Here is a 14490-nt window from a genome sequence, read left to right on the forward strand (position 1 = left end):
AATAGAGCTATTGTTAGCTCTAAAAAATAAAACCTAATTAGGAATAAAAATAACAATGACAGTAGCAAATACAGCACCATTTATAGAATATGAAGCAAACGGATTTACAAAGACTTTTAGCCTTCCATTCTTTGTTTATGGCAAAGATAACATTTCAATAAAAGTCGATGAAAAACTGATTAGCTCATCCATTTACGAATATGATCCGACAACAAATTCAGTAGTATTTTTTAAAGCACCATTTAAAACTGCAAAGATAGCGATATATCGAGATACACCTTTAGAGCGAAGTACCAACTATAAAACTTATGACAACTCTCTGCGTCCTGAAACACTGAATAGTGACTTTGATAAACTATGGTACGCCATACAGGAACAGAGTTTTTTATATAAGAACTATGAATCCGTCATAAACAATATCATTTACAATGGTATAGATGATTTTCGCTTATTGCCACAAGCAACAGAGCTGAAAGGGGATGAACTTATTGCTATCAGTCAAAATGAGAAGAACCGTACAGCTACAGCCAATCAATTAGCAAACTTGCTTGATAGACTCACAGAACATCCTGAAGTAATTGAAACAATAGTTCCAAGATTCTCAGCAGATTGTTGGACTATTGATGGTGTGAGAAGCATGTCATTCTGTATCGTTGGTGACACAGATGATGGCTTTGAAGCTCACTATACATCACGTAAAAAGAATGATTTTGCCGCAGCTATTTTCTTCAGTGAAGATAAATATATGCATCCTTATCTGAGCTATGAAACTAAGAAAAACTTCACTAACTGTACTTTAAGCTTCACAGTAGATATTGAAGGGGATGCTCCATCACTATTAGATGAGAAGCTTGGCTTAGTCATGACTGTTATTGTTAATGACAATAGTACGGCAGGACAGACTCCCTACTATTTAAGACTTGCTAACCTAGCAACGCCTTCAACATTAACAGCTACTCATGCTGATATTACGATTGATTGGAATACTGTAATTAGTGGCTTTATGGAAGATATACCTTTTCCAAAAAATGATATTGACCGTATCTTTATAGGCTGTTTAACAAAAGGCTTCGTTGCGACTTCAACTGATCCTTTAGCTTCACCACAACATGCAAAATTAAAAGTATCTAAATTACGAACAACAGGGATTAATGGTACATATAACCGTAGATCTATGAACATACCTCAGCATACTTTAGGGATGTGTACAGGGTACGATGATAGTTACAACGTAAACCCAAGACGTATTATTAAGAACTGCTATGACTTAGGCTACCGTGGTCTAATCAACCATTATTGTGGTATGTCACATTATTACGATCAGAAATGGGATGCAGGACAACAGCGATTTGTAGTAACCAAAGCAACAGATGCTCCTACATATAATTTACTAAATAGAGAAGCTACAACCTGGCACAAGTCATTTGCGAATAACGCATATAACAACCATCTAAAAGCTATATTTTCAGTCTCATATGAAATGTACAGTGAAGCTGCGGAGCTAACCTGGACTCAAAGAGATTGGTCAGATAACTATGGATATACAGGTTATGAACCGCCTAGCTATCTTTTAAGTCCTTGTAATGCAGATGCTATGTCATGGCTCCAAGGTGTATTTGTTGAGTTCGCTAAGATCCTTCACGATGCAGGGCATGTCCCTTATATGCAAGTTGGTGAACCGTGGTGGTGGATTAATCCTAATGGTAAGCCATGCGTTTATGACTATCCAACAAGAGTAAAATTCAATACAGAAACAGGATTCTTTGCACCTGAAATACCGAACCGCATGAGCAATGTTAGTGGTGAAGTTTATGATTCATTCTTAAATTTCCTTCAGAAAGAGCTAGGACAATCCGTTCTTGATATTCGTACAGCAGTTAAAAATGCTTATCCTGAATCTCAAGTCTCAACTCTGTTTTTCTTACCTAGTATTTTAGGAGAAGGTAGTGGTATAGCAGCTAAGATTAACTATCCTGTAGATCACTATAAATACCCAAACTTAGATTTTATCCAAACTGAAACCTATGATTGGCTTATCGTTGGTGAGTTTAATAAGGCATTGAGAGGATTTACTTCAGCTATAGATGAACTTGAATACCCACCACATTTAGTACATTACTTGGCTGGATTTGTACCTGATAACTTCTTAGGTAAACTCATCAACCCTGAGTACGAACTTGAAGCAGATGGTGCAAAAGTTTGGCAAGCAATCATGGGGAATGCGTATCTAGGCAAAGAATACAACGTAGCCAAGCAGTATATTTGGGCTTATAACCAAGTAATGCGTGATGGTTTAGTTGTAACACCACAAGACTTTTTGAAGAAATTTTGGCTAAAAGACAAGCTTTATCTAAGTCAGACAAAAGAAGGGGAAGTAACAGGCGTACCAATAGCCAATATGCCAGTGAACCCAACCCGACCACATAACCCAGAAGAACCAAATATTAAAAATTAAAATGAAAACAGGTGATCTATATCTCACGCTGTTTCTGTTCGCTATCGGCTTTGCAATTTATCTAGCGAAGTCTGTAGCAACTCAAGATCAAGACTCATGGTATGTCATAGGAGCTAAAGCTGTATTAAATGGCTTTACGTCTCTTATGGCTGGGACAGTTTTGTTATGGATGAATGCTCCAACACTAGCAGTTGTAGGACTTGCTGCATTGTTTGGTACATTAGGAACAGAAGCGGTTTGTAAATACTTTAAGTATCAAATCAATAAAAACATCAAAACTATAAAACTAGAAAATAAAGAAGAATAAGAAATGTCATTCAAGCTCGGTAAAAGGAGCTTGTCTAATTTAGAAGGTGTCCATCCTGATCTAATAAAAGTGGTCAAGAGAGCAATTGAATTAACTGAATGCGATTTTACAGTCACAGAAGGACTTCGATCTAAAGAAAGGCAAGCTCAATTATTAAAAGAAAAGAAAACAACAACATCTAACAGCAGACATCTTACAGGTCATGCAGTTGATCTAGCAGCCTGGGTAAATAATACAGTCTCTTGGGATTGGAAATATTATTATCAGATTGCAGATGCTATGAAAAAAGCAGCTTCAGAACTCAACGTCTCAATTGATTGGGGTGGAGATTGGAAGAAGTTTAAAGATGGACCACATTTTGAATTAACATGGTCCAAGTACCCTATCAAGGGCGCAAGCTAAGCTTGTACCCTAAGTACTACAGCCCTAGCACTTATTTGCTGCTAGGGGTTGTTTGTTATTTAAAATCAACTTGAATAGTATCTAAAGTCGTATCGGACAGAGGAACAATAGTATCGTACGAACAATCATCTACTGGATGTTCGTAATTATCAGGATCTTCAAGATACAAGCCTGCATCTGAACCAACTTCATTAAAACTATGGAAAGTAATGTGATTAGTCACTGTGCCACCATCATCGAGTTCTGCAAGAATATTTAAGGCAACAATATTTCTATCGTCATCCACGACTGTCTGAACTTGAACCTCTTCAATAGGCAGTACTTCACCGTTATCAAACTGAATTTCTGAAGGCAAAGTTATTTTCTTTTCTGAATCTTGGAAAGTATTTACAGCCATGATCAAAACCACAAATAATTGAGGAAGTAATATCAATAGCATTGGTCATGTACGAAACACAAGAACAAAAAACTTTTTGAAACACTTAAAAAAATTTTTATTATTTTTTAGATTGATCTAGCATATCTTTCAAGTTGTTACGGTTTTCAATATTTTCTTTTGAAGGGTTAGTCAAAGCAGCATCTACAGCCTCAGCATGAAAGAACTTAATCACATCTTCAAACTGGCATACCAAAGTAATTGGTGCATTAGCTGAAGTCTGGTCAAAGCATTTTTTGTCATTACTAACTACCTAACAATTTAGCATCTTCAGTGTTCGTCATAAGACAGAATTAAATCCATCAATTCATCTTCAGAAGCATTACAAAACTCACGAATACGTTCAGCAACTACAAAAGATGGTGTATAGCCTTCATCTGCATAATTATCTTGCTCAAACAGGACTTCAGCCATACCGCTAGGTAGATCTAGCCCTTCTTGAATGGCATCATAAGAATCAATATCAGGGTTTCCGTTCCACTTAATGATAGCCATTGTATATGGCGTACTTAAAGGGTGGCTCATATCATCTTTCGTAATATCTAACTTACCCATATAAAAGCCTGCTTCTTTCCAACTTGGCAAAGTTGCTGCCCAACCAATAGGACAAGCAACGGTATTGCTATCTGTCAAAAGCTGTTCATCACTGACGAAGCCAACTGTATTTTTAGTAGGTCTTCTCCAAGTACGAATATCAAAACGACTAGGATCTAATTTTTCTAAAAAATCTGCTAATTCTAATAATAGGTCTTTACGCATTTTCCAATCTCTCATACCTAGTTTAGTTGATACCACTAAACTCTTTTAATTCATCTGTTTCTGTAAAAATAAAGTCACGTCTATCAATGATCAGGCAATCTTTATTGTGTCTTTTGATTGAACGAATTGCTTTATCTATATCGTGACAATCCCAGAAATTTCCCCATTCAGATCCTGTCTGAGCAATCACTGGAAAGGAGTCTTTATCAAGGTAGATAAGAGCTACAACTAAATGGCTGTTCAATTCATCATGTTTTCGTACAAATACAACTCTATGTGCGAGCTTCAAAATCTGAACTGTGGACTTATTTAATCTAGCTTGGATAGACACTAACTACACCTTTCAAAGCTTAATTCAACTATAAGTCAATTATATAGCAACTAAATACCAATTAATACTAGACCTCTTGCGAAAGTATCGTTTTACCAAATTTTTGAATTGGCTAAAACCTTATTAAATGTAGCTTTAGACTGTTTAAATTTTGACTAATGCAAGAGGTCTACTTATTAAACTTTAAATATGATAAAAAAACCCATCGTGAACAATGGGTTTTATACAAAGACTAAAAATCCATAAAATACTCATTTTCACTTATTTTATAAAGTGTTAGCTTGCTATTACCATACTCCCTTAAAGTGTCAATGGTAACAGGCGTATATTTTTTTAACACTCCCGCTTTTTCTAGTTTTCCCTTCAGCCACATACCAAAAATTTGCAGGCTATCTTTTGATCTTAAATTTTTAAAATAGTCCCCTTGAGTTCTCATAGGAATAATTAAGCCATCATCCGTATATGCATAGAAGTCACCTTTTGGATAATCAGGTAAACTATTTATATCGTTACTAGAAATGATCTCTATTTCATACCACGGACGAGGAATGATCTTTCCAGTTTGTTTATTTTCTCTACCTTTACCAAAATACACGTTTAAATTTGAACTTGGCTTTTCTGCTATACGTTCGAGATCTATCTCAACCTTATTCAAAGCTGTATTTATAGTTCGTGAATGTCTAAAAAGTTTGCGATACTTTTCATCAATACTAAGGCTCACAACTCTTTTTGTGCCTGTATTAATTACAACATTATTTATTTTTTCAGAATGCTTATCAAACAGGGTATCAAGAAAGTTATTAACTTGAGCTTTTTGACTTCGATCTATAACTTCAACAGTACATTCAATATTACCTGCTAGACCACTAGGGGAGAAGTTAGAGGATCCTACAAAAATTTTATTATCAACACCTTCATTAAAATCGTATATTTTTCCATGATATCGTCGTCCATGCGCGACATACACACCAGAGTTAGGGTGTAGTGACAGGCTATTATGTAAATCTAAACAAGCATCTAATTGCTTAACTGAAAGACCTTCATAAAAAGCCATTCCCAACATTAGTTGAACATTTCCATACCTACAAGCTATGTCTTCCAATTGTGTACGATATGCTTGTATTGTATGTAAAGATACATAACCAGATGCAATTCTTACTTTTTTAGCAGTAACTAAATTGTATTCTAATACATCACGAAAATTACCACCATGATGCTTGTCTAGATTTGTAAACATTATACCTCTATCAATAAATCCTTAATTTTATTAGCAAAAGGAAACACACCTAAAGGTGGAACTGAATTACCAATTTGTCTACGAACTTCAGTAATACTTCCCAAAAACTCAAAATCATCAGGATATCCAAATAAGCGAGCACGTTCTCTATTAGTCAATGGACGAGGTTCTTCATAGTGATAACCCCATGTCCCGCCACCGCCTGCTGCAATGATTGTTGTAGATGGTTTTTCAGGGTGCAAACGACGATAAACGTGAGAAATCATCCCTTTAACATAATAAGGAGAATCTTTTGGAATATCAGTGAAATTTCCGCCAGGGGGAATAATTTTCAGTTTTTCAATCGTATCTTGTTTAATTTTTTGATGCTCATTATTGAACGGCACTTTTTCAACGCCCGCAAGAGCTTCTTTTGAAGGTACATAACTATCAGGAGAATGAGTTTTTTTTGGTGCTTCAAATTCCACATCTAAATCTTTTCTCACACCAACGATTAGTACCCGCTCTCTTAATTGAGCAACCCCATAATCTGCAAAATTAACCAAAATAGCTTTTGTATTGTATCCAACTTCACCAGTATTAGAAAAATCTTCAATAATTTGTTTTATAGCTTGTTTTTTATTGGCTGTTAAAATTCCTTTAACATTTTCAGCAACAAACACTTTAGGATTTTTCAAGGCAACTAAATCAACAAAGTTTTTATACAAGTTACCTCTGTCAGTGTTTACTCCCCCACGTTTCCACAGCATAGAAAAATCTTGGCAAGGGAATCCGCCAATAATGATGTCAGCGGTTGGAATACTTTGGTAATCAATCTCTGTAATATCACCATGAACTATATGATCACCAATATTATGAGCATAGGTTTTACAAGCAAAGCCATTAATATCATTAGCCCATAGAACATCAAATCCTGCTTGTACGAAACCTAAGTCCATTCCTCCACAACCAGAGAATAAAGAAATAGCAGTCAGAGTTCTCATAACAAAATCAACAACAATAAAAATATTGTCGATAATACACCGCAACAAGATGTAAGTGGTGACTGACCAAGAGATAATGCGTAAAGTTATGACGTAGCCATTCGATAAAAGAGTAATTTTTATACGTTACATTTCTTTCTTATGAGCTTTTCTGAATCTTTAAACAGAAATTTCAGCATCTTTAAAAAATGGCTGTTTTTGGACTTTATTAAAGAAACGAATAGCATCTTGTCTATAAGAAAAACAGATAGCTTCTTCTTGATTCTTGGACCATGTGTATCGAGTCTTATACTCAGCATCAATTTCTTCAACTTGCCAGTAGTCAGACTCATACATAACTGTCTCTCGTTTCAGAAACAGCCCATTCTTTTTTATATAATGGTTACGAAGCATTACAGGTCTTCAGCTTGATCAACAACGTCTTTTAATTTATTACGCTCTTCAATGTTAGCTTTAGTCGGCTCAACAAGAGCTTTATCTACAGCTTCAGCATGAGCTATTTTAGATACGTCTTTAACCAATTCAGCAAGAGCTTCTAAAGCCGCATCATAATCCTTATTAGTCATCTAGCTACCCTCAAATATATGGAACAAATATAACAGCCGAAAACATTAAATCACATGCAGAAAGCAGCCGTTTCCGCTTCTTTGCGACTTCAGATGACGCACTAAAATCCTAGAACTACTTTAGATAAGAACAGGGATACGACTAATCACGATATGAGCGAAGAAGCGGGCAAAATTTTTTAGGGGGTGTAGGCTCAGACTAAGTACCTACACAAAACCTATTTTGTATTTAATTTAAAATTTGGATGCTGTCCTGAAGCCATTAAAAAAACTGTCCAAGTCTGTTTGTTTGGCTGTCTTTCCCCTGCTTCATATTTGCGCCATAATGAACCATCTGACAAGCCTGCTAACTTTGCAGCCTGTGCAGCAGTTAAGCCAAGATCAAGCCGAAGATCTTTTATAGAACTTGCTTCTGGTGCTTCAATTAAAAAGTTTTCAAACGTCATATTTTCAAATTTGCTCATTAAAAAAAGCTCCATATTGCAGGAGCTTCATGTTATCACTTAAATCATTTTTAAGGTACGATGTCCTTTTAGCTTAATCGTTCTTTCAATTTCATTTAAAGCTCTAAAAACAGAATGATAACCAAGTACACCGTTTGCAGATCTCAGAATAAAACCTGATTTGTGCATCATCCAAACATGGTACGGCTTTTCATATTTCCCTTTCGTATCTTTGGAAATTATATAAACCTCTCCTGACTCAACTTTTACAACTTGAACAATTTTATCTATATCAACCTTTGCCATAACAGGAACAGCAGCAGGAAGGCGAACAGCTAAACGGCTAAGAGCTTCAGATTTAAAAATTTGTGCATTCATCTTTACAGCTCCCTTTAATGGTTGCTATAGATGAAGTTGCCGACACGTACAAAATCATTTATTAGGGCATCACGACCATAAGCTTCATATGAAATATACCCCTGCAATGCTTCTGGGATCTCAATGCAGCTCACATCATGCATAAGGTAGTGACCAAAGTCATAGTCGCTCATATCTTCACAGAATTGGTTTTCATCGTGCCATTCTTGGGCATCTTCTAAGTTTTTAACGTATCCCTCATTTTTTAGTTGCTGGAACAAGTCTAGGTCTTCTTGAAAATGCCCTTCCATGATTAGCTCTATAGCTGTCTCAAGGTCTTTAAAATTATCCACGTTCATGTACGTGTCTTCACGTAAGCCTTCAACTTGCCAAAACTCGATTTCTGTATCGCCAATGATGTCACGAAGGTCTGAGATATCATCAAAGAAAATATTGAGACCGAAGTCATAAGTGAAGCTGAAAGCTTCAAGACGGAATAATTTAGAAGAATCAGAAGCTTTATTAGAAAAGTCGAATGCGTTCATTTTTTAAGTCCTGGACTTAGGTTATCTGCAAGTCCTAGCAGTCGGTACACGTTGCACCTCTAAGGCTTTTTATATCTCTTCACCTTATGCTTGTTATTATACTGTACTTAGTACCTATTATCAACAATAAACTAATGTTTTTTATATGATTTATAATTATTAATAGCTCTATTATTACAACTATATTTTATAAAAGATAAGCTTGTTTTTGCTTCTAACTTTCATCATTCTTGGAGCTGTGGCAATCCATTAAACAAACGCTTTTTAGCGGAGCGAAGCGACATCCTTATTCAAGGAATATGTAGAAGGTATGTGATCCTACCTTCATCAAACTTTATCGCTGCGACAACCATTGAACTTAAAAAATTTCAAGCAAGGAGCAATGTCAATGAAGCTTGCGTAATTGACATTGTGAGTGATTGAAATAAAGTTCAATGATGTTGGTTGTTGCAGCATAAGTTGAAGGGAAAGTCCTACTATACATAGTCCAGTGCTTTTGCTTTTGCGTTAGGGATGTTGGCTTTGCTCGATACGAATGTATCGACCCGAAGGGCAACTAGCCCGACCCGAAGGGTAACGCCCATATATTTATAAATAAGATATAGAATCAGATATAAGTACAATTTTAGTTATAAGAGATTGGCAAAAACTACCAAAACAGGCTAAAAATAGCTCTAATTTCGTGGAACAAAGAAATAGCTGAAATATTGAACTTCAGCTATCTTGTAAGTTGTTGAAATACAAAGCTTAGTTAAATTGCATTGCGTATAATATCCATTATGTTAAATAGTGATAAAAACGATTAATATTTAAAAGCTAATAGATAGTATAGATCTAAATTAATTTTGCAACTCTTCTTCTTCCAGTTGCCTTTTTTTCTCTTCCATCTCCATAATTCTTTTCTTGCCTATTAAAATAGTTTCATGGAATTTTAATTCTAATTTTTCCAAGTACTGCTTTAATACTTTCTTATCATATAAGTTAATAGGTGTGCATTGCTCATATACTAATTCGTTATTGTCCATATAAATAACATCATCAGTATTAAAATTAGATATTTTAGCAGGTATAAAAAAATTACCATTAGTTTGAACTAATCCTTGAACATGCCAATATAAATCAGCGAACTCAATTGGATTAATACCAAAAGAATGCATGGTCAAATGTAGGGTATCAATATCAACGGTAGCAAATCTATTTTCAATTTTGGCATATGTAGATTTTGACATACCAATTTTAAATGACATTTCATCCTGATTTAAACCTGACAATTTTCTCAGCTTATATAAGAGATAGGCATAACAGAATGATGGTGTTGATACGATAAAAGGCTGATCCTTCACCTGCTGCAATCTTACTTTTCTTTGGTGCTTTTCTATTTCGGCTTTGGATGCAGTACTGTAATCCAGTGAATTAAGCAGCTTCCTCATTTCTTCGCTTGTGTCTTCGCCACATATCCATTCATTTACTGATTTTGTCATTTTAAAACTCCATAACTATTAGTAGATATTTTAGCACAAATCATCCAAAAACATTCTTTATTTAGCTCAAAACTTTCTGATTTCGGATTGTTTTTATCTGAAATATGAAATATATTCTGTCGCATGATTGACAAATTAACCTTTAAGGAAATGGAAATTGACTAACCTTTCACAACCAAAAACAGAAATTATTGAAAATGCTGAGCTTGTAACAATTGAAGCTGAAGAAGTTGAAGAAGCTGCTGATACGTTTACTGGAGTTCGAGCTGACATTCGAGCCTTATACGATGAGCTATATACCTTATCAAAACAATGCATCTTTATCAGTGAGGCACAACGGACTGTCTTCATTTTGTGGATTCTCCTATACCGCTTGGCTTCACAGTTACGCTATGCGCCTGTCCTTGTAATTGATGCTGAAAGCCGTGGATGTGGTAAGAGTACCCTACAGACGTTTATTGCCAATATGTTGATTGGTGATGCCTGTCCTCGTTATACAGAATTTACACCTGCTGGCTTAAAGCAAGTGGCTCTTGAAGTACCTTTGTTCCTGGACGAACTTGACACCATGCCTGCACGAATGCAGAAGGCTGTAGCCAATCTTGTGAATACACGGTTTGAAGCTAAAGGTGCGCGTAGTATTAATGCTCGCGGTGTACAGTCATCATTTGGCTTTACATGCCTGGCAGGGATTCAGATCCTAGACGACCTGCTTGATTCAACTCAGAGTCGTTGTATTCAGTTATACCTTGAGCCTGCACCTGCACATCGTCCGTTGGCTAAGACCTTAGACGAGATCCCTGAGCGTGATATTGAGTACACCGCTCAAGAGATTGACATGGTTATGGCTAAACATGCTGCTCAGTTGCATTACTACTTCCAATATGTGAAGTACCCACAACAAGCTGTTTTAACAAGCCGTTTTGGTGATGTATGGCGTAACCTGTTCGATTTGGCTACGTTGTTAGGCAAGAAATATGTGAAGCATTTAATGAAATGCGTTATGCAGCAACCACAATGGAAGGATGCAGTACAATTCCCTGAAGTGGACTATTATTGCGAAATTCGTGATTATGAGGGTCAGCAAGAGCCTGAGATTTATGACGGAACAGATGAAATTGAAGTTGATCACAGTACAAAAGACTTCATCACAGGCTTGAAAGCAGTACTAGATTTCCATCAGAAAAAAGCAACGGTAGGCATTCAGACCAAAGAATTGTTTGAGTACATGAAGCTGTTGAATATCAAGGATGCACCTTTGACTCAACGGACTCTAGGACGCTATATGACTGATCTTCAATTCAAAATTAACAAGAACGTCCGTAAAAATAGCGGTTATCGTTTTGACGATACTCAAGAGCTTTTAGAAGAGCTGTACCCTAAAGTTGTGAGTCAACCGTTATATGAGCAATATACTGCAATCCTGGAAAGCCAATAAATAGTACTGCTACTGGAATTTCACAGTACTATCAACACTTAACCAACGACAGACTTAGTATTCGATTTACGCCCTCTTGAAGCTAATTCATCAGGGCTTTTTCTTTTGCGTGGTTTGGTTGGACTTCTTGGGTACTCATTTGCATCTGAACGGATTGCAGATTTCTTATGCTGCTTGCGCTTCTCACGCTCCTTTTCACGTTCATCAGGTGTGGTAGATTCAGTCCTAATCAAGTTGAACTGCTCGGCTAGGATATTGTCTGCTTCTTCCTTCCCTAAAACATCATAGGCTGCTTTAACAACTGCAACTCGAATAAAGTCATTCAACGAATACGGTCTACCCATTTCATCAATTGAAGCCTTTGCAGCTTCCTTGAATAGACGATCCTCTTCATAGAAAACAGGTACAGTTAAATGTTTGCCAAGATTCAAACGATCCCTTAATGCAGGCTCAATCGTACTTTTTTCATAAATGTTCTTGTGCAGTAAGTTACGTGAATACTCTGACTTAAAGTTCTCATCATCCAACACAACTTCAGGATTCGCCTGGATCTCGTCTAGGTCGTCACCAAAACCTATTTTTGCTTTTTGCTTGCTCATTATAGGATCTCCACCAAGAACTCATTGAACTCATCTTTAGCCTTCGAGCTACCCATTTCCAATACAGATAAGCCTTGTACTGAAGCATCACGGAACTGTTTACGGTCACGGATAACAGTATTCAGGATCTTAAATTTTGGCAGGGTTTGAAGTAGTTCAATTGAATCTGCAACTTCAGTAGATTTTGAGTTTGAAGGAGCTTTATTGACCACAATAAACGGCTCAAGTTTTTCATTAACCTTATGGAAGGTGTTAAACATCTTCAGCACGAAAGGCAGTACTTCAACATCAGCCTGGCTTGGTTGAGTCGGTACAATCAATTTATCTGCGACTTGCAAGGCACTACGGAACTCTTCACTGTCACGCCCTGCAACGTCCAATACAACATACTTATATTTCTTTTGTAGATCGAGCAGGACCTTCTTCAAATCGCCTTTATGGTGTTCAGTATCAATCTGATTTTCAGTTCTACGCTTTGACCATTTAACAGCAGATTGTTGGTCATCAGCATCAACTAAAACTGTATCCCCTTTTTTACTTAAAGCTACAGCTAAGTTAGTGGCTATGGTCGTTTTACCGACTCCCCCTTTTTGATTTGCAATCGTAATAATAGGCATTTCTATATGCTCTTTAGCTTATTCAATAGAGCTATTGTATTCTCATACAACAATAACAACAACTATAATTTTTCTTTAGTTTGTAACAAGATAGGGTATGATATGTTGCATTAATTTGGGGGTTATATGAAGACAAGAACAAAAGGGATTATAGCTGCTGTAGGTTTTATCTTTTCAATAGGCATTTATTATTATTTGTCCCTAGCAATAGAATGGATGTGGTCAGATGTTTGTGCCAAACATTATTGTATGAAGACACCTACGCTAGCGGAATTTCTTGCAATAGAAGTGGCAGTTATAGGTTTGTACTTTGTTATTTCATCACTCGATGAATGGAAAAAACAATACAAATTCACGAAAGAAATTGAAACTATGGAAGAGTTTACTAGAGCTAAACAAATATTAGAATTGCTAGTTAGTAAAATACACTACTTAATAACAGAATGTCGAAGATACGATTATATGGGAATGTATGAAGCAGAAAAAGAGTTTAAAGAAATATTAAAAATTCAAAATGTTCATAATAGAATATACAACTTAAGAAATACAATATTTGAAGTTGCAAATAATCTCCATCAGAAGGATATAGAAAATCTTTTTTATGAATTCAATACTATCGTTGATAATATCATTGCATGTGTTAATGAAAACCACCTTTCAGAAGCAAATAATACTGAAGATAAAGAATACAATTTTAATCAAAGAAAGAAAAAAGTTGATAATATTGAAGTTGGTTTAAAAAAACTAAGAGAATCCAAGAAAGTTTTTGAAAATAAATTTAACAAAGTAAAAAATAAAACAAAGACGTAGTTATAAAAAATCCCCTGCTCCAATTAAGGAAACAGGGGTAAAGGATAATCAGTCTTTATAGTAAATACCCTTAGCTCCAATGGCTTGAAGGGTAATAAGTTGTAATAGTGAAATAGAATGTCTGTCATCTAGTTTTACATCAATTAAATGTAGAGTTACTAGAAAGCTTGTGACGATATATAAAGTGATAATTGTAGGGATCATTAGTAATTTCCAAAATGTGTATTAATGTCTTTCATGTTGTCTGAATATGATCCGTACAAGTCATCAATACCATAATCAATGTCTAAGTCATCTGCATATTCATTCTCGTACTTGAGATAGTTGTATGCCATTTCTGCATCAGCGTTGAAGGCTGTTAATACACCTTTCTTGTAGTCTTGTTTGATGTCTGATAAGTGTTCAAATAATTCATCGTCTATTTCGGCTTCTTCAACTGACCTACCGTTATATAAACCTGTTTGTAAGATCTTGGATTTTACGATGTTGTTGTACTCTTTTTTTGATAATTTTTTCATTCCTAGTCCTAGTTAATCTTAAAGGGAATGTTGAGTTCCCTCGCCCTTTTGAGTATTGCTTCAGCTTCTTCAGCGTTAATGAAATACTCAGTATGTGTATGTTCTTTCTTTTTGTGGTCTTTATATTTGATGATGCGTTTTGATGGGATTCTTTCAGGATAAATCTCTTCCAATAGGCTATGTACCTGGTCCTTGTCCATCTCAGT

At 35.8% G+C, this 14490-nt stretch carries 20 protein-coding genes; 5 read left to right on the top strand and 15 right to left on the bottom strand.

The window, feature by feature from the left end; translation table 11 throughout:
- Positions 1 to 55: 55 nt before the first annotated feature.
- Genes J502_RS10560 through J502_RS10570 form a run of 3 tightly spaced genes read left to right on the top strand, consistent with a single transcriptional unit; the run spans position 56 to position 3164 of the window.
- Positions 56 to 2455, top strand: coding sequence for a non-contractile tail sheath protein (locus J502_RS10560; RefSeq protein ID WP_034684048.1), 2400 nt, complete (start codon positions 56 to 58; stop codon positions 2453 to 2455).
- Between the two features lies 1 nt (position 2456).
- The gene (locus J502_RS10565; RefSeq protein ID WP_034672749.1) at positions 2457 to 2762 is read left to right on the top strand and encodes a phage holin family protein; all 306 of its coding nucleotides are present in this window, start codon (positions 2457 to 2459) and stop codon (positions 2760 to 2762) included.
- Between the two features lie 3 nt (positions 2763 to 2765).
- On the top strand, positions 2766 to 3164 hold the full coding sequence (locus tag J502_RS10570) for a M15 family metallopeptidase (RefSeq protein WP_034684053.1): 399 nt from the start codon (positions 2766 to 2768) through the stop codon (positions 3162 to 3164).
- Positions 3165 to 3219: 55 nt separating this feature from the next.
- On the opposite strand, the gene J502_RS10575 is transcribed toward J502_RS10570, so the two are convergent.
- The 11 genes from J502_RS10575 to J502_RS10620 form a co-directional block, all read right to left on the bottom strand.
- Positions 3220 to 3561 (bottom strand): hypothetical protein, encoded by a 342-nt coding sequence (locus J502_RS10575; RefSeq protein ID WP_034684054.1) that lies wholly within the window; start codon positions 3559 to 3561, stop codon positions 3220 to 3222.
- Positions 3562 to 3870: 309 nt separating this feature from the next.
- Complete coding sequence (locus tag J502_RS10580) at positions 3871 to 4359, bottom strand: hypothetical protein (RefSeq protein ID WP_034684055.1); 489 nt, start codon at positions 4357 to 4359, stop codon at positions 3871 to 3873.
- Between the two features lie 22 nt (positions 4360 to 4381).
- A complete protein-coding gene (locus J502_RS10585; RefSeq protein ID WP_033107764.1) occupies positions 4382 to 4690 on the bottom strand; it encodes a hypothetical protein in 309 nt (102 codons plus the stop codon).
- Positions 4691 to 4922: 232 nt separating this feature from the next.
- Positions 4923 to 5927, bottom strand: coding sequence for a restriction endonuclease PLD domain-containing protein (locus J502_RS16370; protein ID WP_052026696.1), 1005 nt, complete (start codon positions 5925 to 5927; stop codon positions 4923 to 4925).
- A complete protein-coding gene (locus tag J502_RS10595) occupies positions 5927 to 6910 on the bottom strand; it encodes a DNA cytosine methyltransferase (RefSeq protein WP_034684059.1) in 984 nt (327 codons plus the stop codon). Before J502_RS10595 ends, J502_RS16370 begins: the two co-directional genes overlap by 1 nt.
- A 159-nt stretch (positions 6911 to 7069) precedes the next feature.
- A complete protein-coding gene (locus tag J502_RS10600) occupies positions 7070 to 7303 on the bottom strand; it encodes a hypothetical protein (RefSeq protein WP_034684060.1) in 234 nt (77 codons plus the stop codon).
- The gene (locus tag J502_RS16980; protein WP_162833965.1) at positions 7303 to 7476 is read right to left on the bottom strand and encodes a hypothetical protein; all 174 of its coding nucleotides are present in this window, start codon (positions 7474 to 7476) and stop codon (positions 7303 to 7305) included. The genes J502_RS10600 and J502_RS16980 overlap by 1 nt, the downstream gene beginning before the upstream one ends.
- 218 nt (positions 7477 to 7694) lie before the next feature.
- On the bottom strand, positions 7695 to 7955 hold the full coding sequence (locus J502_RS10605; protein WP_155757377.1) for a helix-turn-helix domain-containing protein: 261 nt from the start codon (positions 7953 to 7955) through the stop codon (positions 7695 to 7697).
- A 24-nt stretch (positions 7956 to 7979) separates the two neighbouring features.
- Complete coding sequence (locus J502_RS10610) at positions 7980 to 8297, bottom strand: hypothetical protein (RefSeq protein ID WP_034684062.1); 318 nt, start codon at positions 8295 to 8297, stop codon at positions 7980 to 7982.
- Between the two features lie 14 nt (positions 8298 to 8311).
- A complete protein-coding gene (locus tag J502_RS10615) occupies positions 8312 to 8821 on the bottom strand; it encodes an antirestriction protein ArdA (RefSeq protein ID WP_052026697.1) in 510 nt (169 codons plus the stop codon).
- Between the two features lie 839 nt (positions 8822 to 9660).
- Positions 9661 to 10302, bottom strand: coding sequence for a helix-turn-helix domain-containing protein (locus tag J502_RS10620; protein ID WP_034684064.1), 642 nt, complete (start codon positions 10300 to 10302; stop codon positions 9661 to 9663).
- A gap of 157 nt (positions 10303 to 10459) precedes the next feature.
- On the opposite strand from J502_RS10620, the gene J502_RS10625 reads away from it, so the two are divergent.
- Positions 10460 to 11740: a hypothetical protein gene (locus tag J502_RS10625; protein WP_034684066.1), complete on the top strand. Its 1281-nt coding sequence runs from the start codon at positions 10460 to 10462 to the stop codon at positions 11738 to 11740.
- Between the two features lie 38 nt (positions 11741 to 11778).
- Here the strand turns inward: J502_RS10625 and J502_RS10630 are convergent, their stop codons facing one another.
- Both J502_RS10630 and J502_RS10635 read right to left on the bottom strand, forming a co-directional pair.
- The gene (locus tag J502_RS10630; protein WP_034684067.1) at positions 11779 to 12339 is read right to left on the bottom strand and encodes a hypothetical protein; all 561 of its coding nucleotides are present in this window, start codon (positions 12337 to 12339) and stop codon (positions 11779 to 11781) included.
- Positions 12339 to 12956: an AAA family ATPase gene (locus J502_RS10635; RefSeq protein ID WP_034684069.1), complete on the bottom strand. Its 618-nt coding sequence runs from the start codon at positions 12954 to 12956 to the stop codon at positions 12339 to 12341. The genes J502_RS10630 and J502_RS10635 overlap by 1 nt, the downstream gene beginning before the upstream one ends.
- 126 nt (positions 12957 to 13082) lie before the next feature.
- Between J502_RS10635 and J502_RS16375 the strand changes: the two genes are divergently transcribed.
- Positions 13083 to 13766 (top strand): hypothetical protein, encoded by a 684-nt coding sequence (locus J502_RS16375; protein WP_052026698.1) that lies wholly within the window; start codon positions 13083 to 13085, stop codon positions 13764 to 13766.
- A 203-nt stretch (positions 13767 to 13969) separates the two neighbouring features.
- Here the strand turns inward: J502_RS16375 and J502_RS10645 are convergent, their stop codons facing one another.
- Together J502_RS10645 and J502_RS17080 are read right to left on the bottom strand one after the other, a co-directional pair.
- The gene (locus J502_RS10645; protein WP_034684070.1) at positions 13970 to 14284 is read right to left on the bottom strand and encodes a hypothetical protein; all 315 of its coding nucleotides are present in this window, start codon (positions 14282 to 14284) and stop codon (positions 13970 to 13972) included.
- 8 nt (positions 14285 to 14292) lie between these two features.
- On the bottom strand, positions 14293 to 14490 hold a 198-nt coding region (locus J502_RS17080), incomplete at its 5' end, for a hypothetical protein (protein WP_212750096.1).

Origin of the sequence: Acinetobacter sp. 1294596 (assembly GCF_000582925.1) — a bacterium.
In the GTDB taxonomy this organism is placed as follows: domain Bacteria; phylum Pseudomonadota; class Gammaproteobacteria; order Pseudomonadales; family Moraxellaceae; genus Acinetobacter; species Acinetobacter radioresistens.